Below are 21,297 nucleotides of genomic sequence, written 5' to 3' on the forward strand. Positions count from 1 at the left end.
CGAAGCCCCGGCGGGTCTTCCCTGCCGGGGCCCGGGCGGCGTCATGGTGCACGAGCACCAGGCCCGTCACGATCTCGCGGTCAAGCGGAGCCGCGACGGGCGCTGGTCCACCACCAGGGCGCCCAGTCGGCGGATCTACTCCACACCGCTCGTCGGCTCCCGCTCGCCCCAGCGCGCCCGCGACGGGCAGGCCGGCCCGGCTGAACCGGGCCAGCGCGCCGTCGACGCCGCTACGGCGGCGAGCGCGGCGCCCCCGGGATGACCGGGGCGGCCGGGGCGCGGTGATGGGGCGACCCGGGTCCGCCCGCCCGCCGGGCCGGTTAGAGCGGTTAGAGCTCCGTCCAGCCGCACGGCTGCGAGCGCCCGTCCAGGGCCGTCCACACCGCAGCACCGGGACCGTACGCTTCCAGGTCCTCCAGCCGGGCCACGCCGACCGGCACCTTGCGCACCAGGTGCGCGGCCAGGGGGTGCGCGCCGGCCATGGACTTGAGGTCCTCGATGCGGTGGCGCAGACCCTGCTCGCCGCAGTTGGTGATGACGAACAGCACCCGGGGGTACTTCGGGTAGAACCGCTGCCACATCGGCATCGTGCTCTGGTTCTGCGCCGCGCTGCGGCGTCCCGGTGGGACCGGGGTGTAGTCCAGGAACCGCGCGTAGGCGATCAGCTTGGCGGCCAGCCGCTCCGAGGACATGGTGGCGCGGTCGACCTCCACGAACGCCCGGTACTGCACCCGTCCTTCGGGGGTGTTGGCGGTGTAGCGCAGCAGCGCGTCGGCGATCACCGCGTCCTGGTGGTGGTCGGTGACCTTGTGCAGGACCTCGGGGATCCAGTCGAGCACCCCGTACTCGTCCCCGCGGGTCCGGGCTTCGGCCAGGAAGGCCAGGTGGGCGCGCAGCACCGTGAGGGTGTGGGCGGCGCGCAGCCGCACGGCCAGGGGGTCGGCGGCCACCGGGGGGCAGGTGCGCCCGCGCAGTTCGGGCCAGTCCGCGGCGACCTGGCGTCCGTAGTCGGTCAGGTGCCAGACCCCGGCGCCGCCGGGCGGTGCTTTCACGAGGTCCGCCAGGCCCTGGGCGCGCAGCTGGTTCATCTTCTTGCGCGGCCATTCCAGGGACCGCTCCGGTGACAGGAGCTGGCCCAGCTGGGCGAGGGTGGCCATGCGGTGCTGGAACAGGACGGCGATGGCCTGCTGGGCGAAGGTGGTGTCGGTGGTGGTCACGCGTGCCTCGATTCGGAGCCGGCGGCGCGAGCGGGGGAGCAGGGGGCCGGCGGCTCGACCAGGGAGGTGGCGCCGTCGGCGCCGCGTGAGGCGGGGAACCACAGGACGACTTCGTCCGGAGCGTCGGCAACAGCCGGGCGCCGGACGGCAGCCGGCCCGCCCAGGGCACTGGCGGGCCCACGTCTGTCGCCGCGGATCCGCAGCGCGTCCACCCGCTGTCCGGCGTCGGCCAGCCAGAAGTCGTGGTGGAGCCGCGGGAACTCATCCGCCCGGGCCGGGGCGCCGGCAGACCGCCCATCGGTGATCAGCCGGAAAGCGGCGGTGCACCGGACGGACGTCTGCAGCACGCTGTCGCAGGTCCCGGCCGGGACGCACGGGAGCAGCTGCGCGGCGCTGGCCACTGCACGGTGGTGACCGATCCCGGCCGTGCTTCCGCCGGCGGCCAGGAAGGTGTCGGCCACATCCGACGTGGGCGTAGGAGCTGGAGAGCTGGGCTCTGGTGGAAGCGGCGGGTGCATCGGTGTCCTCCTGAGGAATCGGTGTCGACTCCTGCAGAGAACCCCGTGAAGATCACCAGCCGACTTGCCAGATTCACCCGGATGGCATCACGCATCCGCATCGCTGGCGACGTGCGAGAACTGGTGATCACCAGGAGAGTAACCAGCGGGATGCCGCGCTGTCACCAGAGGCCTATGCGGCCCCTTGACCTGCGCGTACCTGTGCCACCAGTCGCTCGGCGTGGCGTTGGGTCACCTCCAGCTCGGCGGCCAGTTCCGCGGTCGACAGCTCCGGTGACTCGGCCAGCCGCTGCGCGGTCCGCTGCAGCCGCTCCTCCGCCAGCGCCCAGCGCTCCGACTTCAGCACCCAGCCCTGCCGGCCCGCAATGCCGCTGCGGTTGGGCGCGCCCTGCCGGCCCGGGCCGCCGCCGCGGCCCCGGCGGTTCTCGTTCCAGGTGGCCAGGTCGGCGCGGCGCCAGTGCGACACCCCGCACAGCACGTCCTCGGGCCGGACCGGGGGTGCGGTGCCGTCGCGCAGGTAGGACTCCCAGGTCTTCGGCGTGGGCCGTCGGTCCTCGGGCAGGGCGAGCCGGGCTTCCTCGTAGTCGAGCCGGTCGTCCGGGTGCGGCTGTGTGGGCATCGCGGCGCCGGCCTTGACCGCGGCCCGCTGCTCCGGCGTCAGCTGACCCCGGCTCAGTTCGCGCGGCAGCGGTGGCACCGGCAGGCCTTTGATCGAGGCGTCCAGCTGGTCCTTGGACCAGAGCCGGACCTTGGCGCCGGTCCGGCTGAGGACCGGGGGGAGCTTCTCCCAGGCCCGGTGCCGCCGGAACGTGCTCAGGCTGACGCCTTGGGACGCGGCGGCGTAGGCGGAGTCGACGGGGACGACGTCAGCGGGGATCATCACGGCTCCAAGCAGGTAGGTGGCGGGCCACATCCAGTGGGCGACATGGGTAAAAATACCATAGTCAACACGCAAGCGGGGCTGAACGGGCGACCCGGGGATGCATCAGGATGCAGGGCCGCCACGCATCGGGGCGTCCATGGTCAGTGCACCACGCCCAGACGGGCCATCCGCACCGACCGGGCCACGACGGACCTCCCATGACGGTCGGCGCCGGTCAGGGCCCTGCGGGGTGCGGCGGTGCGGGAGCGGCCGTGGCGTCCGTCGTCATGGTCAAGGAGCGGGCGAGGCCGGCGGGAGTGGATCGGCTGCCGTCGACCCACCCGGTTGGGCCACTTGATGGATGAGCCCCACCAAGCCGTGTCGGTGCCGGGGCGGGATAACTCCGGTCGTGTTGTCGGTGCCGGAGCGTACTGTCGGCACGTACGGACGGCAGCGGCGAGGCCCGCTCCGGCTACGAGAAGCGGGAGCAGCAAGATGGGTCGGCAACTGACCGAGGTGGAGCGGATCATCCTTCTGCAGAAGTGGATCGCCGCGCCGACCCAGGCCGAAGCGGACCGCCTCGAGCGGGCCCAGCGCATGGTCAACGGGGCGGTGCGGGCGCATCCGGCGTTCGCCGGCCTGGACCTGACGGTCAAGGGCAAGGGCTCCTACGCGAACAACACCAACGTCCGCTTCGACGCCGACGTCGACGTCAAGGTCCAGCTGAACCGGCCCCACTACCGCGGCTTCGGAATGCTCGGCTTCTGGCCCTGGGCAATCGACAACGCAGAGGCCAGCCAGGGGCCGTGGACGCCGGCGCGGTTCCGCGAGGAGCTCGGCCTGGCGCTGAAGGCCTGCTTCAACGACGTCGACGCCAACCACAACGTCGCCTTCTACGTTCCGCCAGTCCCCGGCAGCCGCCCCAGCGCCGACGTGGTGCCCTGCTTCGCCTTCCGCCAGTACCGGGACTTCGGCGGCAGTTCCTTCGACGAGGGCAGCGTGGTGTTCACCCGCGACGGCGGCCGGGTCATCAACTGGCCCGAGCAGCAGTTGGCCAACGGCATCGCGAAGAACAACCGGACCAAGCGCCGCTACAAGTTCGCGGTCCGGGCCCTGAAGCAAGTGGAGAACGCCGTGGCCGCCGACGGGCTGATCACCGCCCTGCCCTCCTACTTCAGCGAGTGCCTGATCTACAACGTGCCCGACAGCGTGCTGCTGGCCGACTCCCTGGACACCGCCCTGCACGGCGCCCTGGCCCACCTGCGCCGGGATCTGAACTGGTGGTCTGGCGGCTGGCGCGACCAACTGGAACCGAACGAGATGAAGAAGGTCTTCGGCGAGGGGCAGAAGTGGACCATCCAGGACGGCCGTCAGCTCATCGAGGCCGCGTTCTACTACCTCAACTACGGGTGAGCGCCCGATGACCTCACCCGCCAAGCCCATACGCTGGGGCGCCACCAGCGCCTCCACCCTGTACGCCGTCCTGCTGTACGTCCTGGGGCTACGCCCGGAACTGGAGCTCAAGTACGCCTTCGCCTACCTGCCCGCACTCCTGGGCTACGCGGTGATCGCCTTCGACAAGTGGGTGTGGCGCTGGCCCGGCGTCCACCGGCTGACCGGGCACCCCACGCTGGCCGGCACCTGGCGGGTGACGCTGGCACCCAGTGCGCAGAGCCGCATCCCAGCCGGCGGCAACCGCGGCCCCATCCGCGCCTACCTGACCATCGAGCAGTCGTTCTGGACCCTCCACGCCACGCTGCGCACCGCGGAGAGCAGCTCGCGCTCCAGCAGCGCCCTGGTGGAGAAGACCGACGGCTCCGGGGTGAGCGAGTTGCGGTTCCTGTACGAGAACACGCCGCTGGTTGCGCACCAGCAGCGCAGCCCGCGGCATACCGGGGTGTGCCGATTGAGCGTCACCGGCCGGAGCCCGCAGGCGCTGACCGGCCGCTACTACACCGACCGGTTCACCGCAGGCGACATGGACGCGGCGCTGATCGTGCGCTCCACCGAGTTCGGCACCTTCGAGCAGGCCCGGGCGGCCGATCCGGCTCCCTGAGCACTGTGGCGGTTGGGACTGGAGGCGGGGACGGGGCCATGGAGGTGGCGGTTCAGGTACAGCCCAAGGTCACGTCGCTGCCGTTCTCCAGGTAGAGCGTCGTCCCGGCCCTACGGGCTGCTGCGCAGGCCTTCACCCGCCGGCCCAGCAGTTCGGTGAGGTACTCGTGGACCTGGCCGACCTCGACGAACCGATAGCCCTGAAGCTCCTCGGCCTGCAGCACGATGCCCGCGACCTGGAGGCCGGTGAGCACACCGCCGTCGAACACGGTGATCATCCCCTCGCCGCGTTCAGGCCGGGGCGGCACCCAATCGACAGCGAGCAGCCGGCCCGGAGCCGCGGACATTCCAAGCTCCTCCTTGACCTCCCGGCAGGCGGCGTCGCGGGGGGACTCGTCAGCGTCCACCGCGCCGCCGGGCACCTCCCAGCGCGGCTTGTAGACCGGGTCGACCAGCAGCACCCGGTCGGCCTCGTCGAAGAACAGCACGCTGGCAGCCATGCGCTTGCGCGCCAGACACCGGTCGTACGTCATGGGATCCATCACCGTATGCGGGGCGTCTCTCATCCCTCGACCCTAGAAAGCAGCGGGCCCTTCCGTGCCCGAAACGGAAGCACCCGCACCATGTGGTCACCCGAACGTGTCAGACTCCCGGCCGCCCCACCCCAGGTGGTGATGGGGCACGGGGCCGAACCCACACTGGCCAACGGCCGAACCGGATGGATCGGCCGCTCCTGACGAGTAGTCACGGGTCGGCCGGGAGTCCCGGAGCCGGAGCACCGGCATCACCGAGATCCGGGGGCGGCCGTCCGTCGGCCTCCCCCGGTCCATGGTCACGCGGTCAGGTGTAGCAACCGCCGGTGGAGTGTGGTCCCGGTCTGCAGGAGGTCGACGAGCTGTGCGGTCGGCGGGGCGGTGGTCACCTCGTGCCGGCGGGGGCCGGCGGTGGTGACGACGTCGCCGATCTCGGGGTTGATCTGGTACTCGGGCCAGTCGAGGATCGAGCGCCGGCGCCGGAGGCGGTCGCGTTCCTGGCGCTGAGGGTCGGTCAGCGGCTGGTCGGCAACGGCCTGGGCGATGATCCGGGCGGCTGCCTGGGGGTCGGCGCAGCCGGCGGGGTCCAGGTGGTGGGCGGCGGTCCGGGCGAAGTGCTCCGCCAGCAGGTCCCAGCGTGCGGCGCGGTCCGGCTCGGGGAGCGCGGCAGCGCGGCCCAGAGCGCGGTCGCGGGCGAGGGCGGTGATGAAGTCGCGGCGCCAGCGGGTGCGCAGCGGCCGCAGGTCGCGGTCCTCGGCCACCGCTTGGCCGGCGGCGGTGTCCCGCAGCCAGGTGCCCAGCTGGCGCAGGGCCTGGTCCGCGGCGCGTTCGACGGCGTCCAGCAGGCGCGGCAGGGCGGCGGTGAACGCGGCCAGCTCGGAGGCGTCGCCGGTGAGGGTGAGCTGGGCGGGGTGCAGGCGCGCGATGCCGTCGCCGCAGATGCTCTTGCCGTTGATCCACGGGGTGTACCAGGTGCGGCGGCTGAACAGTCCGTGCTCCAGGGCGAGGCTGTGCACCGCGTCGCGGCGGGCGTGGTGGTGGCCCCCGGAGCGGGAGACCTCCACGGTGATCTCGCCACGGTGGCCGTCCTCGTCGGTGGCCATCCGCCCCTCGGCCCAGGCCAGGGGCGGTCGGGGGGAGGCGGCTGCGCGGGGTCGGGGTGCGGGGAGCGTCGGCGCAGCCGCAGGGGCCGGGCCGCCGGGGTCGAGCAGGCTGAGCTGTACTGATGTGTTCGTCACGAAGGGGGCCTCTCGCTTGGTCGTGGTCTCGGGTCCGGTGCAGGGCTCGGCGGCGGTGCGCGCGGCGATCCCCGGACGTGCCCGGGCGCGGCAGGACGCGCCCGGGTCGCCGGGTGCCTCACCGGGCGGTGGCCAGGGGGGCCTTGTGGGTCAGATCGGGACCGAACGCGATGGCGTTGAAGCTGACGGCGCTGTGGGGGATGCCGTCGGCCCGGGTGTAGTGGTGCAGGGTCTGGGTGCCGGCCAGCACCACCCGTGCTCCCAGGGCCAGATGGCAGGCGGCGGCGCTGCGTGCTGCGTGGCCGGTCAGGGTGACGACCATGAGGTGTGCGGCGCCGTGCTGGTTGGGGTCCAGGGCGATCTGGAGCCGCGCGACGGGCATCCCGTCGGCGGTGCGCAGTTCGGGGCCGCGGGTCAGGGTGCCGGTCAGGACGGCGGGGGCGGCGACCGGTTCGGCCCGGGCGGTGGGAGGGGCGGCGAACTGGGGGCTCAGCGTGGCGGCGGTGTTGCCGGCGGGTGCGGTGCGCAGCGCGGTGCGGGCCCGGTCGGCGCCCTGGCGCTGCCGGTCGGCGCGGGCGGATCGGCCGATCGCGTCGGCGTCCTGCGCCAGGCGGTGGGCCAGGACGGCGATGTCCAGCAGCCCGGGGTCGCCGGTGCGGTGGGCCAGGCTGGCCAGGTGGTCGCGCTCGCCGTGCAGGTCCGCGGCGGTGTGCGCGGCCAGGGCCCGGACGTCGGTGTGGTGGCGGATGACCTCCCGCTGCACGACCCGCGGGTGACCACCCTGGTCGACCTCGCGCTCGGCCCGCGCGACCACGCCGGCTGGCCCACCGTGTCGATCACCGTCCTGGAGCAGGAACGCGGCGGCTGCGCCGACTTCTCCCGCCTCCGGCGTCGCGCAGCTGGCGCAGGTGTGTGAGCAGCGCGTACAGCTGCCAGGGAGCGGTGCCGTAGCCGGCGGCGGGCATCGCCATGGCCAGGTGGCCGGTGGTGCCGTCGGGTTCGGTGACGGTGGCCTGCAGGACCAGCAGGGCGGGCTGGCCGAAGCGCACGACGGTCGCCGGGCGGGTGACCGGCTCCGTGGTCCGGTCGGCGGTGTTCAGGGTGCCGGGCATGGGAGTTCTCGCCTTCGGTCGTTCGGTTCGAGAGGGCCGGGGCGGGGGGCCAACCCCGCCCCGGCTGAGCTATGGCGGTCTTGCGACCAGGGGGTTCACGCGTGCGGCGTGGCGCCTGAGCGGCGATGCCGGGGGTCAGCCGAGGGCGTCCAGGACGCGCAGCACCAGGTCGCCGCCCCCGCCGAGAGACAGGTCGGCGGTGCTGGCGTCCGTGCCCCGCATGCCGTGCGGAACCCGGACCGTCAGGCGGGTGCGCGGTGCCGGGCCGCCCGACCAGATCAACCGGAAGGAGCCGCCCGACAGGGCGGGGAGCGGCTGGAGACGGGGGAAGGCCGCGAGCACCCGGCGTGCAGCGGCGCTGGGGACGGCTTCGGCCGGCATCCGGTGCCAGGTCCGGCGCTGACGTCCCATCACCAGCAGCACCACGCGCTCCACCAGCGGCAGCGGCAGGTCGGACAGGACCAGCTCCGCCCGGCCGGGAGCGGTGGTGGTGACGGCGACCTGCGAGCGGTCGCGCCGCTGCCATCCGATCCGGTGCCCCAGACCGGGGCAGTGCAGGCTGCCGCCGACCATGCTGCGCCGGCCGGCTCGGCGGATGACCTCCGTGCGGAGCAGCAGCAGCAGGTCTCGGACCCGGTCGAGTGGACCGAGGTGCTGTGCGGCCTCGCGCTCGATCGCCGCCAGATGGTCGCGGGCGGCCAGGTCGGCCAGGTCGCGGGCCGCCGCCGGACCGGGCAGGACCGTCTGACTGTCGCTGTGCCCGGGGCGGGCCAGCGCCAGCACCCTGGAGGGGTCACCGCCCAGGACGAGCGTGCGCGCCCCGTCGCTGAGGAGCGCGACGGGGTAGCCGTCCATGCTCAGGCAGGGCTCTTCGGTGGCGGTCCAGGGACGGTCGGCGCGGGAGGGCAGCAGCCGGGCCACGTCGGCGGCCAGGGTGAGCAGGGGCAGGTGAGCAGTGGTTCGGTTCACGGCGGAGCTCCGGTGGGTGTGCGGTGTGCGAGAGGGGGCCGGGCGGCGGGGCCAACCGCCGCCCGGCGGGAAGGAGGAACAGGGGCTATGCGCCGTGCTCCTGCTGCAGGTGACCGGGGAACAGCGGCCAGGAGTCGGGGGAGTGCTCCGGCTGGTCGCCCGGGGTGAAGGGCTCCATGCCCGGGCTGAAGCGCACGAGCTGCATCAGCGGGCCGCCGGCTTCCTCGCGGGTGACGCCGGTGGTGGTGCCCGTGCGCGTCATGGAGCAGCACTCGCAGGTCCACCGCACCGTGGTGCCGTCGCCGAAGAGCCGGGCTCCGTCGAGGGTGAGGTGGTGGGGGAGCGCGAGGACCTGGCCCGGGGGAGCGAGCCGCAGCGACTCGATCAGGCCGGGGTCCGGGGCGGGGCAGTCGACGTCCAGGCCGAGGGCGGCGAACCAGGCCAGGAGGATCTCGACGGTGTCGCCGCCGTTCCACCCGTCGTCGTCCTCGTTGTTCTGGAGCGCGGCGAGCAGGTCGCAGATGGCTGCGCCCTCGGGGACGGCGAGGTTGAAAGTGGGGTCGTGCATGGGTGTCTCCTTGATTCGGTGCGAGAGGCGTCGGGCGGGGGCCAACCCGTTCCGACATATCCAACAATACCGTAGACAACACGCAAGGGGAGTGAACTTCGGCGCTGAGCAGGCAAGTTCACCCCGTCGGGTTAACCCGCGCTGCACCGCCGGATCGGGCCCGCCGGTGCTCCTGGCGGCGCAACTCGGCCAGCGGCAGCGGCCGTTTCACCCCGCCCCGGGTCTGGGTCAGGATCGCCACCTCGCCCAGCTCCGCGCGCAGCGCCTCCTCCTGGGCCTCGGCCTCGGCGTAGCGCTGCGGGAAGGTGGCCAGGGTATGGCGCCACTGGGCGGCCCCGGCCCGAACGCACGTTCCGCCGCAGTTGTTGTGCTCGTACCCGAGCCCGTACAGCCGCGGTGGCTCCACCCCCAGCGCCCGGGCCTGCTCCAGCAATTCCTCCTTGCTGGCCGGCTCCGGGTCCTCGGCCAGAGGGAAGGCGACGGTCCAGGGCCGCCAGCCGTGCCGGATCGCCGGGATCCGGGCCCGGTCGTGCGCGGTGCCCTCGATGCCGACGTAGGTCACCGCGTCGTCGGGATGGGTGTGCTGCTCCATCCAGCGGCGGCATGGGATCTGCTTGAGCGCCGCTGAGCAGGGGGTGAGGCGGTCGTTGCCGAGGAACCGCTTGTCGCGGAAGACCTCCCAGGGGGTGCGCCCGTCGGCGACCCGGGTGAGCGGGACGCCGATCAGTCGGCTGGTGTCGCGGGCGAACCGCCACAGGTCCGGGTCCTCGATCCGGGTGTCGGCGATCAGCAGCACCAGGTCCCGCAGGTCGACCAGTTCGGCCAGCCGCACGGCGACGTGGAACGAGCCGATGCCTCCACTGAACTGCACGACGTGCTGCGTCACGGTGAAGCGCCTTTCTTCGCAGGGTGGCCCGGCCGGTCGGTGGGGCCGCGGACTGTGCCGTGCTGCTCCGTTCTCGGGATGGTTGGACCGGTGGCCTATCTGGTTTGAAGGGAGGGCCGGGCGGCCTGGTGCCGCCCGGCCCGTGGACGGGTGCTCAGGTTTGGGCGGGTGCGGTGGCGCGCTGGGTGGACTGCAGGGCGGCGAGGACGGCGCGGGCCTGCTCGGGGGTGAGGTTCTCGCACTTGATCGTCACGTTGGTCTGCGGGTAGCTGCTGATGCGGGCGCGGGCGGAGGGTGCGCCGTAGGGTTCGCGGCCCCAGCGCAGTTCGCGGCGGGTGTCGGCGCCGCGGCGGCGGTCCTCGGCGGTGGGCTCGTTGCCGTGGACGTTGTCGACGGTGAGCAGCAGCGCGGCGGTGGCCTGGACGGCGGCGGCGTCCTGGGCGTGGGTGAGCTGGCGGCGGTGGACCTCGGCCATTGCGGTGTCCAGGTCGGGGATCAGGCGTTCGCGGATGTCGTGGGCGATCTGCCATGCCTTCTTCTTGCGGCTGACGGTGATCTGACCGCCGCTGAGGCCGTGGCGCTCGTAGTAGGCGGTGTTGTCCGGCAGCCAGCCGGACAGGGTGAGCCGGCCTTTGGACAGGCGGTGCTCGCCGATCCCGATTTCGGCGCCGTCCTCGCGCCGCAGCCGGATGCGCGGGTTGTACCGGTCGCTGGCATAGGTGGTGTCGGCGCTCCAGCGCAGCGCGTCCAGGGCTTCGGGCAGGGTGTCGGCGAGCTGGTGCATCTGGACGCTGAGCGCGGCGCGGTGGGCTTCCTCGGCGACGGGGTCGTACGGCACGGCAGGGCCTTTCAAGAGCGGGGCAGGTCAGGGGGTGGGGCCGGGCGGTCGCCCAGCCCCCGGATGGGTGTCGCCGGGTCAGCTGGCGGTGGCCTCCAGGCGGCGGGCCGCGGCGCGCAGCCGCCGACCGGCGGCGAGCGCGGGGGCGCCGCTCGCGGCTGCGTGCCGGGCGTCGTCCAGGTGCACCGTGGCCCAGGCCCAGGCGGCTGCCATCCGTGTCCACGGCTGGCCGGTGCCGGGGCCGGTGAGCAGCGCGGCTTCGTCGGCGGCGTACCGGGCGCGCAGCTCGCTGACGTGGACCTGGGTGGCGTACCACCGGGCGTCCGGTGCGGCGCAGCGGCCGTCCTGGACGGCGGTTGCGGCGTACCGGTAGGCGGCGGCGGCCTGCTGGGCCCGGCGCTGGACGCAGGCCAGGTCGACGATCTCCAGCAGCACCGCCAGTCCGGCCGGGCTGTCCAGGGCGGCCCGGCGCTGACGGGCGGCGTGCGCGTCGCCGGGAAGCGGGTGGGGGACCGTCGCGTCGGGGTCCACCTCGCGCAGCGAGTAGGCGGTGCGGGAGTTGCCGGGGTGGGTGGAACTGATGCCGGTGCTGCTCACGGTGCTGCTCCTGGTGGTGGGGTGCGGGAGAGGGGGCCGGGCGGCGGGGCCAGCCGCCGCCCGGGGCGGGTCAGTTGTCGGTCAGCGCGGTGGCGATGGCGGCGGCGACCTGAGCGGGGGAGGCGTCCGGGGCGGCGACGGCGTCGAGCTCGGTCCAGCCGTCATCGGCGTAGCCGTCGCGGACGTAGTGCTGCCATCCCTGGCCGGTGGGCGCGAACACGTGGTCGTCGTCGCAGCTGATGCCCCATCCGTGGGTGGGTCCTCCGGCGTGGGTGGGGGTGGTGCGGGCGCGGGGGTGGCCGGCCAGGACGAGCAGGGCCTCGGTGCGGCGCAGCGCCGCGAACGGCACGCTGTCCGGGAACGCCTGGGCGTTGTGGTCGACCTGGTGCCAGTGCGGGTCGACGTCGGCGAACTCGCTGCCGGTGTGCACGTCGAAGACCTTCACGGCGGACACCTCGCCGTCGCCGTGCGGTTCGGCGGGCGCGTGCCAGATCGTTGCGTGCTCCCGGAAGAGCGGTTCGGGCCGGTCGCTGTGCGCGGTGACGGTGGTGACAAGGCCGTCCGCGTCGGTGGTGATCGTGATCCACTGCTCGGTCACGGGGTGCTGCTCCGTTCCTCGGGGCGGGTCCGGCGGCCGGTGGTTCCGGCCGCCGGTGGCGCGGGTGGGTCTAGCTGTCGCGGCGCGGCTGGCCGGGGATGTTGGGCTTGGGCTGCGGGTTCTCGGGGCTGCGGCGCGGCCGGGGGATGCCGGGGATGCGGGGGATGACGGGCTGGTTGTCGTCGTCGTGGTTCATCGGGGTTCCTCTGGTGGGTTCGGGTGCGAGAGGGGATTCGGGCGGCGGGGCCAGCCGCCGCCCGGCGGTGGTGTCAGCGCGTGGGGCGCAGCGAAGTGGGTGCGGTGTGGGGGCGGGTCCGACCCGATCCGGCGGCGTCGGTCAGGTGCAGCAGTCCGCTGGGGCGGCGCAGGCAGATCAGGCAGGGGCAGGGTCCGGTGACCCGCCAGGTTCCGGCGTTCCTGCTGCGCGGCAGGGCGCGGGTGAAGCGCACGGTGTCGCCGGCCGTGAACGTTTTGGGCATGGGAGGGCCTTCCTGGTGGTGCGGTGCGGGAGAGGGGGCCGGGCGGCGGGGCCAACCGCCGCCCGGGGGAGTGCTCAGAACAGGTGGATGCCGTCCTCGCCCTCCAGGAGCGAGAGCGTGCCCATGGCGTCGCCGCCGACGGCGAACATCGCAGGCTGCACGGCCTTGGGGACGGCGGTGAACGCCAGGGCCGACATGGTCTGCCAGTCAGGCCGGACGCTGGGCGCGGCGGCGGTGTCCAGCGGGCACGGGCCGTCGGTCTCGTCGCGGTGGCTGGAGCAGGTCAGGCAGGTCTGGGTGGTGCGCGTCAGGTCCAGGCGCAGGGCGTCGCCCTCGGCGCGGGTGCCGACCACGTCCATGATGAGGTGTTCCACGGTGGTGCTCCTTGCTCGTTCGGTGCGAGGTGCCGGGGCGGGGGGCCAATCCCGTTCCGACATGAGTAACAATACCAGAGTTAACGAGCAATCATGTCTGAAAGGGGCCGGTGGCGTGGTAGTTCACCCGATCGGCGCAGAGCCCTGGACTGGAGCGGCCTGCGGGCGTGCGACCGGGCCGCGTCGGCGTGTCAGAGCAGGGGGACCGGTCATCGGCCGCCGGTCCGGGCGGTAGCCTGGAGGGGTTCCGCGCACGGGCTCTGCCTTCTGTGCGGTGCGAGAGAAAGACCGGCGGCCGTGCCTAGCCAGTGACCCCCTCGGGGGCCCCGCCCTCGGGCGGACGGCCGCCCGGTCGAAACCCCGGGGTCAGACCCCGCTGCCGCCGTGCTCACCGGCGAACTGGACCACCACGGCGACCAGTTCGGCCGTGTCCCGCGCGAAGTCGGCGCTGTGCGAGCGGTAGATCTCGGTGAACTCCTCCGGGCACCGGCCCATGTCCGGGTACGCGACCGCCAACCATCCCGTATGCGATCCGGTGGTGAAGTCGGCGGCGCTGTCATGGTTGCTGATCCACACGGTCGTTCCGTCGACCAGCGGCACGGTGACCACCGACCAGCCGCATCCGCCGTCGTCCCTGGTCGATACCCGCCACTGGGCCAGTGCGGTCCGCAGCTCGGTCCCGGCGTGTGCGTGTTCGGTCCTGCTGTTCATGGCGTTCCCTCGGTCGTCGTCGGTGCGAGAGGGCCGGGCGGCGGGGCCTACCGCCGCCCGCCCCGGGTGGGCGGCCCCGGAGTGTCCGGGGCCGCTGCGCCAGTCCTACCCCCGCTCCGCCTCCACCTCAATGCCGGTGGCCGGCTCACCCTCGGCCGGGACCGGCGTGCCCAGCTGCTCCGTGTCGTCCGGGTCCGCCTGGTCGGCCTGCTCCTCCGGCTGCGGTGCGTCGTCGGGAGAGGGCTTGTCCGCATCGGCCTCCCCGGTCCCGTCCCGGTCGTCTTGCTGCCCAGCGTCCTCGGTGCTCTCCTGGTCCGCGGCGTTCCGCTCGGCCAACGGCTCCTGGCCGTCGTCCTCGGCCTCGGCCTGGGTCTGGGGGGCGGCGGTGCCGGTGGCGGTGGCCAGTACCTCGGCCTCGACCTCGGACAGGGTGTAGCCCTCGGCGACCAGGAGCTGAAGCCACCAGGCGACCTCTTCGCTCGGCTGGTCCCATGCCCGCTCGTGCATGACGACCAGTTCGGCGCAGGCGGCGAGCTGAGCGAACAGCACGTTCCCGCGCCTGGCCGCGCTGGTGCGCGCCACCAGCGACGCGTACGCCTTGGTCCGCTCCTGGTAGCGGTAGGCACTCAGCTTGGGGTCCTTCATCTTCAGGAAGCGCGACAGGTCCTCGGTCGCGTGCTTGGCCAGCCCGTCCGTGTACCAGTGGGGCGTAGCGACCGTGGTGCTCAAGACCGCGTCCCACACCGCCTTCGAGGCGTCCTTGCGGGCAACGAGCTCGGTGATGAAGTCCTTGCGGACCTCCCGCGCGGCCAGCCACAGCGGCTTGTACCGGCGGGTGCGCTTGGCCTTCGCGGCCGAGTCCAGCACCTCGCGGCCGCCGTTGCGCCCGCTCTCGGCCTTGGCTACGGCCTCGGTGAGCTGGTGGCCCTGCTTGGCCCAGTCGGTGCACACGTACACCACGGTCTCGTTGTCCCGCTCCACGTACGCCCCGTGGGCGGCGCACATCTCCGCGTGCCGCTGCGGCGTCATCTCCTTGCCCAGCGCGTTCAGCAGGTCGGACAAAGGGCGCTCGGTGGTCCGGGACCAGGTGTACTGCCGTTCGGTGATCCGTACTCCGGCGTCGGTCAGCTCCTTCACGAGCTGCTCGCGCCTGGCTTCCTCGGCCAGTTCCTGGCGCAGCCGGGCGATGGCGTGGTTCCAGTGGCCGCGCCCCTTCTTGCCCTCGGCCCGGTCGCGCTTGCGGGCCTGCTTGAGTTCCCACAGGTCCCCGTCGTCGCCGCCGACCGACTGCCAGTCGGCCATTTCAATGAAGTCGAATTCGGCGTCCAGGGCCTCGGCAAGGGCGTCGTCGTCCAGCTTGGCGGCGGTGTTCGCGGCTTCGACCTGGGCGGTGGTGTATCCGAGGGCGCGGGCGTGCTTCTTGCGCTTGGTCGCGGTCATCGGCATGAGCGCGAGCTGGGTGAGCGCGTCCATGTCGTCGCGCTGGCTGGCCGCTTCGCGGTGGGTGTTCTCGATCATCGAGAGCACCAGGGCCTCGTCATCGACCCCGGCCAGGTCCTCGCGCACCAGGACCGGGATCAGCACGACCGGCCTTTTGGCCTTGGCGGCCTTCTCGGCGGCGATGACCGCCGCCATCAGGCGGCGCTGCCCCTTCACGGCTCCCAGCGTGGTGCCGTCGGCCTGGGGGCGGACCGTGATCGGGGTGTCCACGCCGACCGCTTCCACGGACGCGATGAGCTTGGCGTCCGGCGTGACCGGCTTGCCCTCGCGGTTTTTGCGGTGGTTGTACGGGTCGACCACCAGCGTGCGCGGGTCCAGGTACCGGAGCTCTCCCACGCTGCGGAAGATGGTGCCGGCCTCGTCGGGCTCCGGCGCGGCCGGGGCGGAGCCGGTCTGGGTCGGTTCGGGAGCGGTGATGGTCACGGGTGGTGCCTCTCTGTTGGTTCGGTGCGAGGTGCCGGGGATGGGGGGCCAATCCCTTCCGACATGAGCAACAATACCAGAAAGAACATGCAAAATGGTCTTGGTGGGCGGTTTCGGCGAAGCTTCACCCGCATGGAGCAGCGGCGGGACGGCCCGGCCGGGGGCCTGGAGTGCCCCCGGCCGGGCCCGTGAACGGCCGTCAGTCCTGGGCGCGGCGGCGTAGAACGACCTTGTCCACCACGTCCCTGAACTGGGTCCAGCCGGTTCCTCCGCTGATCCGCTGACCGTCGATCTCGGTCATGGGAAGGCTGTGCTCATGGATGGTGATGGACCGTCCGTGGTGCTCGGACAGGAGGTCCAGGGCGCTCCGCTTGGTCTCGGGTGAGAACTGGCGGTCGTAGTTGATCCCGTCCACGGCCGGGCTGACCGCGACCGGCAGCGCTCCGGGTTCCAGCGCGACCATGAGGGGTTCGCACTGGTCGTAGCCGTCAGTCATGCCGTTGAAGCGGCTCCCGTGCCACGGCTCGCACACTGCCTGGACCTCGCGTTCCGAGGGTCCGTCGGTCCAGGCGATCCGCAGCCATGAGTACGCGGTGCCGGTGCCGCAGCGCACGCTGATCCGCGCGCCGGGGAACGCCGCCTTCAGGTGGCTGCGCAGCACCTTGGCCACGAACCGCGATCCGAGGTGGACCGGGGCGGCCGGGGCTGGCGTGGTGTCCTCGGGAACGGCCTCCGGGTGCCCCGCCGGAGTCTTCGCCGGTCCCTGCGGCTCGACCGGCCGGAACTGTAGCGGCTCCGGAAACAGACCGCTCACCTTGACCACGCCGGACACGTCCAGCGTCGCAACGACTCCACGTTCCGCCCCGGCAGCCAGCACGTTCCGCAGCACGCGCGCCCGGATCCGGTCCGTCCCCTCCACCTTGAAGGGGACCCACTGGCATGCGCGCCCGTCGCGCTGCAGCATCGAGACGGCGAAGTGCTGGGCACCGACCGGGTCACCGGGGGCGAGTACGCGCGCCCCGGGGACCGGGTCCAGACGCAGCGACACATCCCGCTCCCGGGCCCGGGTGCTGAACGTCAGCAGGTCGTCATGGCGCAGGAGCAGACCGCCGGGGCCGAACACCTGGGACAGGAAGTGCGGCAGCGTCGCGCCGATGATCTCGCCCTCGGGGTCCAGCGGCAGGGGAGTCCACTCCAGCCCGGTCCACACCTGCGCCCGGTACAGCGCGGCCAGCCCGGCAGCCTGCCCGGACTCGTAGGCCAGCAGTTCCAGCCCGCCCGACTGCTCGCGCTGCGGCTCGGCCGAATCGGACACCGGAGGCGGTGTCTGCTCCGCCGGGGCCGGGGCGGTGTCGGTCGTAGCGGTAGCGGGAGCGTTGGAGGGCTCGGCGGCCTGGGGGCGGTAGGTGGTGCGGCCGGTGCGCCGGTGCTGGACGTCGACCGCGCCCCGGCCGTCGACGTGCACGGGCTTGCCGCGCAGCAGCGCCCGGGTGACGGCCAGTCGGGCGCTGTCGGGAGTCAGCCTCCTGGTGGTGGTCACGCCGTCCCGGCCGTGGAGCTCGTAGCGGTAGGCGGCCGCGTTGGCGTCGATGGCCTCCCCCGCCAGTCGTTCGGCCTCGGCCGCGTCGCCGGGCGAGGCCTGGATGGGACGCAGGGGATTGCTCTCGTTCACGTGTGCTGTCCTTCGGAGGTATCGGGTACGAGGGGGGCCGCCGCCAGGGGCCACCTGGCGGCGGCAGAGAGGTGCACGGGGGTCTCAAAAGCCGACCGAGGGGCGGCGCGCGGCCCAGCGGCCGGCTGCGGCCGTCGGGACGAGTCACTCCCCGGGGCCCTGGTCCTCGCCGTCGTCCAGACCTGGCCACCGGTCGCCCGTGGCCAGGTCGGGGCGGGCCTCCAGCCAAATCCCGTACGCCCAGCGCACATCGCGACGGATGTACCAGTCCGCGCCGCGCTGTTCGACCTGCTGCGCCCAGTCGGCGCGAACACGCCGGTAGGCGCGCTCCGAGTGGTCGTAGCCGGTGGCCGGATCGATGTCCTCCAGGGCCACACCCGACTCGATGCACAGGGCGGTGCGGGCGTCGGCCATGGAGGTACGGCGGTCGGCCTCGGCCACCGGGTCCGGGCTGCCCTCTCGGGCGTAGTGGAACAGCAGCAGGGTTGAGCGGCAGATCACGGCAGGGGCCTTCCGGTGGGAGCGGGTGCGGGAGATGCCGGGGCGGGGCCAACCGCCCCGGCGGGTCGTACGGAGGACTTCAGCGGGTGAGTCGGTCCGCGAGCTGGGTCAGCCGGTCCTGCTCGGTCCGGAGGAGCTGGCGGGTGCGCTCCAGCGCGGCGGCCTGGCGCTCCTCCTGCTCCCGCAGCCGGGCAAGGGCGCGGATGCGGCGGTCCGCCTGCTGGCGGGGGGTGAGCTGCGGAAGCAGCGGGCGCGGATGCGGACCGGGGCACCGGTGTGCGGCGTGCCGCTGGCGCATCGTCTTCGCGGCGCTGGGGTGGTGCGGGCACCCGGGGTCGGCGAGCTGTTCGATGACCAGTCCGCAGGCGGACTTGGGGCAGGGGCAGTCGGCTTCGTGTTCGTTGCCGGACCACGCCCGGCCGATGTGCCGCAGCTCGGGGCAGCGCTCCAGCGGGTGCCACTGCTCGGTGATCGGATCGCCTTCGCGGTCCGGCCGGTGCCAGGGGCAGGCGGCGTCGGCTCGTCCGCCGAGCGGACCCCCGCACCAGCCGCGAGGGCAGGTGCAGTCGGGATAGTTGGAATGGGCGTGCAGCTCGATGGGCACGGCAATGGACACGTGGCACTACTCCTGGAGAGCGGGGGCAAGGCGGAGCGAGGCAGCGCCCTGCGCGGTTCGAGGGGGCGGGGCCGGGCGGCGGGGCCAACCGCCGCCCGGCGCGGTGTCAGCTCTCGTGCGGCTGCATGATCGTGATGACCGGCTCGCCGTCGTCGCCGGGGCCGATGTCGGCAATCAGACGGACCGTGGTCGCCCTGCTGGAGCGGCCATCGCACGGCACCCGGTCCAGGTCTACGGTCAGCGACACCGTCCCGCGCGGCGCGCGGCTGATCGCGTAGCGGGTCATCCAGAGCACGTCCCACAGGCGGCCGGTCTGGTCCTGCACCGCGTCCTGCCGCTCGTCGTCCGCCTCGGTCCAGGCCACGCAGTCCGCCCACGCGGCGGCGGTCAGCGCCACCGGGACCATGAACCCGGCCTCCGCGCACAGCGACGGCGTCGCCTCGAACAGCACCCCGTCGGCCAGTGCCTGCGCCCGGCTGTAGACGTCGATCGGCTCGCCGAAGAAGTCGGCCAAGAGGGCGGAGGCCCGGGCCTGCTGCTGCTCGGTGTCGGAGTTGAAGGCGTCCGGGCCGCCCTCCCACGCCCCGCCGCTCGTGGTGCCCTGCTGCGCGTTGCGGTCGTTCATGCTGGTTCCTCTGTTCGTCTGGTGCGGGAGATGCCGGGATGGGGGGCCAACCCCTTCCGACATGAGTAACAATACCTGAATACACACGCAAGATGGTGTATTTTCGCAGGCCATCACCCGATCGGAGCAGCGGGCCGCCCGCCCCTGGGTGGGCGGCCCGCTGGTGTGACGGGGTGTCAGTCGGCGGCGCGCCATGCCTGGCGGCGGGCCTGCTCAAGGAGTCCGTGGGCGCGCTGCGTGCGTCCGCTCTGGGCGTGGGCGACGGCCTTCATGAGGTGGTCGACGGCTTCGACGGCGCAGCGTCGGCGGTACGCCTCCAGTTCGGTGCAGATGCCGGGCCTGCGGGCAGCCTCGGTGCGCAGCTTCGCCAGGGGCAGCAAGGCCGCCACGGATTCCGGGGCCGGGGGAGCGGCGAGCAGTCGGGCCCGGCTGCCCGGGATGGCCGACTCCAGGGCGGCGGCCACCATGGCCAGGGTGGGGGCGAACCAGCGCAGGTACTCGGTGCGGGTGTTGTCGGACATGGGAGTGCCTTTCAGGTGCTGTGCGGGGTGCGAGAGAGGGGGGCCGGGCGGCGGGGCCAACCGCCGCCCGGCGGGGTGGGTCAGTAGGCGATTTCGACGGGCTCCTGCCAGCCCTGGAAGATGGCGATGTGGCACAGGCGCTCGAACGCCTCGTCAAAGAGGTCATCGCCCTCCAGGCCGCGCAGTTCGGGAATGTGGGCCTGGTACTCCTCGCCGGTGTGCTGGTATGCCTGGGTGAGGGCGGCCAGGGAGCTGCACGCCGTCTCGTGACGCACGACCGGGCCGTAGAGTCCGTGCCCGTCGGTGAAGTCCAGGACGACAGTCCAGCGAATGGCGTCGGCGAGGCGCTGGGAGCGTCGGCGGGCGGCACGGGCGGTGAGGGTGCGGATGGTGGCGAACATGACTTCCTCCGGGGGTGGTGGGGCGGGGTCCGGACGGGGCGGGGTGCCCCGTCCGGTGAGGGGGCGTCAGTTCGCCCCGGCGAGCTCCATCAGGGAGAGCTGCACGAAGTCGGAGGGCGGGGCCAGCCGGATCACGGCGGCCTGAACGGTGCGGGTGGTGATCGTGCGGGGGAGGTCCCGGGCCACCGCACGGGCGTCGTTCTCCTCGCGCCAGGCGGCGTAGAGCACCCGGTCACGCTTCGCGGCGGTGGCCGCGAGTTCGGCGCGCAGCGCCTGGAAAGTGGCCTCTACGTCCAGGGCCTCGATCATGAGATCCGGCGACATCGCCATCAGGTGGTGCCTCTCTGTTCGTTCGGTGCGAGATGCCGGGGGCGGGGGGCCAACCCCTTTCGACATGAGTAACAATACAGGGATACACACGCAACGGACGTAAAACGCGTGCTCCACCAGCAGAGTTCGCCCGATTGGCTTAATGGAAAATTGGAGGCGAAACCGGACTCATTTTCAACCAACCCGAATACTCCGGAGAGGTGGAAATAGTCGCGAGAATGCCCACAGGAGGTCAGCTGACAGCCTCCCGGTCCCCCCGGATACCCAACCGCCACCGGGCCCCGAACCACCCCGAGGCCGGCCTCTGGAGCCGATCCGATCGGACCCGTCAACCCCGGATCGCGGCCGATGTCGCCTGTGCCCAGGGGTACGGATACGGGTACGGACAGGGGTACGCCCAGAGGTACGAATAGCAAGCCCTCCCCCTTGATGGCTGGCCAGTAAAGCCACAGGTCAGAGCACCTTTAGAAGTATCCACAGACCCTGACAACCCCCTCTGTGAGCCCTCTTCCTGCTGTTTGGGTGAGGAGTGGCGGGCATGGGCGCACGTCGGCGGCTCCGGCGCGGCGCTGCGCTGTGCCGTTTTGAAGCAGGGCAGCGCCCGGCGAAGCCGTGCGATTGGGCGGCTGGACGCCGTGCTACGGGCGGCCAGTACGGCCGAATCCCGAGCGAGCAGGGAAAAGAAGAGACAAGCTCAATGTGTGCGCCTCTGGCAAGTGCCCGTACCGGATGGATTCCTCCTGGCCAGTCGAGCAGGGGTTGTCCGGCTTTTTCATGGATTCTCCAGGACCACCCAAAAATCCCAGAGCTAAGCGGTACGGCATCTTTGATGCACCAACCTGACCAGGGGCGTATCTGACGCTGCGTCACCACCCCATGAGAAAAGGCGCGAAGCGCCCCCTAGCCACCAACTCCGCAGCGAAGCGCAGGAGTTGACCCCAACCACCGAGGGCGCACAGCGCCCGCTTTTCCCTGATCGGGCGAAGCCCGATCCGCCCGGCGCAGCCGGGCGCACTTCCCCCGGTGCACAGCACCGGGAAGCATCGGGCGAAGCCCGATGCCCCGCCCAAAGGGCGGGCACTCCTTGGCGGGCGAAGCCCGCAGCGCAGGGCCGAACGCCCAAGCAACCCGCGCCGAAGGCGCGTGGTTACCC

Annotated in this window: 28 protein-coding genes; 3 read left to right on the forward strand and 25 right to left on the reverse strand. The window is 72.6% G+C overall.

All coding sequences use genetic code 11. The features are described 5' to 3' along the window. The first annotated feature begins 43 nt into the window (after window positions 1-43). The gene (locus IF29_RS46480) at window positions 44-262 is read left to right on the forward strand and encodes a hypothetical protein (RefSeq protein WP_157624080.1); all 219 of its coding nucleotides are present in this window, start codon (window positions 44-46) and stop codon (window positions 260-262) included. A 67-nt stretch (window positions 263-329) separates the two neighbouring features. Here IF29_RS46480 and IF29_RS0134395 read toward each other — a convergent pair whose 3' ends face one another. The 3 genes from IF29_RS0134395 to IF29_RS0134405 all read right to left on the reverse strand — a co-directional run bounded on the left by IF29_RS0134395 (window position 330) and on the right by IF29_RS0134405 (window position 2,615). Next, the gene (locus IF29_RS0134395) at window positions 330-1,217 is read right to left on the reverse strand and encodes a replication-relaxation family protein (protein ID WP_051726411.1); all 888 of its coding nucleotides are present in this window, start codon (window positions 1,215-1,217) and stop codon (window positions 330-332) included. Next, window positions 1,214-1,678: a hypothetical protein gene (locus IF29_RS0134400; protein WP_030263681.1), complete on the reverse strand. Its 465-nt coding sequence runs from the start codon at window positions 1,676-1,678 to the stop codon at window positions 1,214-1,216. Before IF29_RS0134400 ends, IF29_RS0134395 begins: the two co-directional genes overlap by 4 nt. A 229-nt stretch (window positions 1,679-1,907) precedes the next feature. Next, a complete protein-coding gene (locus IF29_RS0134405; RefSeq protein WP_157624081.1) occupies window positions 1,908-2,615 on the reverse strand; it encodes a hypothetical protein in 708 nt (235 codons plus the stop codon). Window positions 2,616-3,092: 477 nt separating this feature from the next. Between IF29_RS0134405 and IF29_RS0134410 the strand changes: the two genes are divergently transcribed. Together IF29_RS0134410 and IF29_RS0134415 are read left to right on the forward strand one after the other, a co-directional pair. Beyond that, window positions 3,093-4,010 carry a nucleotidyltransferase-like protein gene (locus IF29_RS0134410; RefSeq protein ID WP_051726412.1) on the forward strand — a complete coding sequence of 306 codons (918 nt, stop codon included), beginning with the start codon at window positions 3,093-3,095 and terminating at the stop codon, window positions 4,008-4,010. Between the two features lie 7 nt (window positions 4,011-4,017). Further along, window positions 4,018-4,653 (forward strand): Cap15 family cyclic dinucleotide receptor domain-containing protein, encoded by a 636-nt coding sequence (locus IF29_RS0134415; protein ID WP_030263688.1) that lies wholly within the window; start codon window positions 4,018-4,020, stop codon window positions 4,651-4,653. Between the two features lie 52 nt (window positions 4,654-4,705). On the opposite strand, the gene IF29_RS0134420 is transcribed toward IF29_RS0134415, so the two are convergent. The 22 genes from IF29_RS0134420 to IF29_RS0134525 all read right to left on the reverse strand — a co-directional run bounded on the left by IF29_RS0134420 (window position 4,706) and on the right by IF29_RS0134525 (window position 20,144). Beyond that, a complete protein-coding gene (locus IF29_RS0134420) occupies window positions 4,706-5,185 on the reverse strand; it encodes an NUDIX domain-containing protein (protein ID WP_232242716.1) in 480 nt (159 codons plus the stop codon). A gap of 299 nt (window positions 5,186-5,484) precedes the next feature. Beyond that, window positions 5,485-6,423 (reverse strand): hypothetical protein, encoded by a 939-nt coding sequence (locus tag IF29_RS0134425; RefSeq protein ID WP_157624082.1) that lies wholly within the window; start codon window positions 6,421-6,423, stop codon window positions 5,485-5,487. A 118-nt stretch (window positions 6,424-6,541) separates the two neighbouring features. Beyond that, window positions 6,542-7,237 carry a single-stranded DNA-binding protein gene (locus IF29_RS0134430; protein WP_030263702.1) on the reverse strand — a complete coding sequence of 232 codons (696 nt, stop codon included), beginning with the start codon at window positions 7,235-7,237 and terminating at the stop codon, window positions 6,542-6,544. Window positions 7,238-7,259: 22 nt separating this feature from the next. Next, on the reverse strand, window positions 7,260-7,535 hold the full coding sequence (locus tag IF29_RS0134435; RefSeq protein ID WP_030263704.1) for a hypothetical protein: 276 nt from the start codon (window positions 7,533-7,535) through the stop codon (window positions 7,260-7,262). A gap of 135 nt (window positions 7,536-7,670) precedes the next feature. Further along, a complete protein-coding gene (locus IF29_RS0134440) occupies window positions 7,671-8,504 on the reverse strand; it encodes a hypothetical protein (protein ID WP_030263707.1) in 834 nt (277 codons plus the stop codon). An 85-nt stretch (window positions 8,505-8,589) separates the two neighbouring features. Further along, window positions 8,590-9,072, reverse strand: a complete 483-nt coding sequence (locus tag IF29_RS0134445; protein WP_030263710.1) for a hypothetical protein — start codon at window positions 9,070-9,072, stop codon at window positions 8,590-8,592. A gap of 118 nt (window positions 9,073-9,190) precedes the next feature. After that, a complete protein-coding gene (locus IF29_RS0134450) occupies window positions 9,191-9,958 on the reverse strand; it encodes a hypothetical protein (protein ID WP_051726413.1) in 768 nt (255 codons plus the stop codon). A gap of 154 nt (window positions 9,959-10,112) precedes the next feature. Then, window positions 10,113-10,796 (reverse strand): hypothetical protein, encoded by a 684-nt coding sequence (locus tag IF29_RS0134455; RefSeq protein WP_030263723.1) that lies wholly within the window; start codon window positions 10,794-10,796, stop codon window positions 10,113-10,115. 78 nt (window positions 10,797-10,874) lie between these two features. Next, window positions 10,875-11,393 carry a hypothetical protein gene (locus IF29_RS0134460; protein WP_030263725.1) on the reverse strand — a complete coding sequence of 173 codons (519 nt, stop codon included), beginning with the start codon at window positions 11,391-11,393 and terminating at the stop codon, window positions 10,875-10,877. A gap of 70 nt (window positions 11,394-11,463) precedes the next feature. After that, window positions 11,464-11,991 (reverse strand): hypothetical protein, encoded by a 528-nt coding sequence (locus IF29_RS0134465; protein WP_030263727.1) that lies wholly within the window; start codon window positions 11,989-11,991, stop codon window positions 11,464-11,466. Between the two features lie 70 nt (window positions 11,992-12,061). Beyond that, window positions 12,062-12,187, reverse strand: a complete 126-nt coding sequence (locus tag IF29_RS48650; RefSeq protein ID WP_269665072.1) for a hypothetical protein — start codon at window positions 12,185-12,187, stop codon at window positions 12,062-12,064. Between the two features lie 73 nt (window positions 12,188-12,260). Next, complete coding sequence (locus IF29_RS0134475) at window positions 12,261-12,470, reverse strand: hypothetical protein (RefSeq protein ID WP_030263728.1); 210 nt, start codon at window positions 12,468-12,470, stop codon at window positions 12,261-12,263. A 74-nt stretch (window positions 12,471-12,544) separates the two neighbouring features. Next, window positions 12,545-12,844, reverse strand: a complete 300-nt coding sequence (locus IF29_RS0134480) for a hypothetical protein (RefSeq protein WP_030263730.1) — start codon at window positions 12,842-12,844, stop codon at window positions 12,545-12,547. A gap of 366 nt (window positions 12,845-13,210) precedes the next feature. Further along, window positions 13,211-13,555: a hypothetical protein gene (locus IF29_RS0134485; RefSeq protein WP_030263732.1), complete on the reverse strand. Its 345-nt coding sequence runs from the start codon at window positions 13,553-13,555 to the stop codon at window positions 13,211-13,213. A gap of 105 nt (window positions 13,556-13,660) precedes the next feature. After that, window positions 13,661-15,478 carry a ParB/RepB/Spo0J family partition protein gene (locus IF29_RS0134490; protein ID WP_051726414.1) on the reverse strand — a complete coding sequence of 606 codons (1,818 nt, stop codon included), beginning with the start codon at window positions 15,476-15,478 and terminating at the stop codon, window positions 13,661-13,663. A 199-nt stretch (window positions 15,479-15,677) separates the two neighbouring features. After that, complete coding sequence (locus IF29_RS0134495; protein WP_030263735.1) at window positions 15,678-17,150, reverse strand: LPD29 domain-containing protein; 1,473 nt, start codon at window positions 17,148-17,150, stop codon at window positions 15,678-15,680. Window positions 17,151-17,294: 144 nt separating this feature from the next. Further along, window positions 17,295-17,651 carry a hypothetical protein gene (locus IF29_RS0134500; RefSeq protein ID WP_030263736.1) on the reverse strand — a complete coding sequence of 119 codons (357 nt, stop codon included), beginning with the start codon at window positions 17,649-17,651 and terminating at the stop codon, window positions 17,295-17,297. 79 nt (window positions 17,652-17,730) lie between these two features. Next, the gene (locus IF29_RS42655) at window positions 17,731-18,267 is read right to left on the reverse strand and encodes a hypothetical protein (RefSeq protein WP_037597660.1); all 537 of its coding nucleotides are present in this window, start codon (window positions 18,265-18,267) and stop codon (window positions 17,731-17,733) included. Between the two features lie 106 nt (window positions 18,268-18,373). After that, window positions 18,374-18,892 (reverse strand): DUF6573 family protein, encoded by a 519-nt coding sequence (locus IF29_RS0134510; RefSeq protein WP_198037640.1) that lies wholly within the window; start codon window positions 18,890-18,892, stop codon window positions 18,374-18,376. Between the two features lie 176 nt (window positions 18,893-19,068). Beyond that, window positions 19,069-19,413 carry a hypothetical protein gene (locus IF29_RS0134515; RefSeq protein WP_030263745.1) on the reverse strand — a complete coding sequence of 115 codons (345 nt, stop codon included), beginning with the start codon at window positions 19,411-19,413 and terminating at the stop codon, window positions 19,069-19,071. 80 nt (window positions 19,414-19,493) lie between these two features. Then, window positions 19,494-19,814, reverse strand: coding sequence for a hypothetical protein (locus tag IF29_RS0134520; protein WP_030263748.1), 321 nt, complete (start codon window positions 19,812-19,814; stop codon window positions 19,494-19,496). A 66-nt stretch (window positions 19,815-19,880) separates the two neighbouring features. Further along, on the reverse strand, window positions 19,881-20,144 hold the full coding sequence (locus IF29_RS0134525) for a hypothetical protein (RefSeq protein WP_157624083.1): 264 nt from the start codon (window positions 20,142-20,144) through the stop codon (window positions 19,881-19,883). Window positions 20,145-21,297: the final 1,153 nt, after the last annotated feature.

The sequence above is a fragment of the Streptacidiphilus jeojiense genome (genome assembly GCF_000719095.1).
Classification (GTDB): Bacteria; Actinomycetota; Actinomycetes; order Streptomycetales; family Streptomycetaceae; genus Streptacidiphilus; species Streptacidiphilus jeojiensis.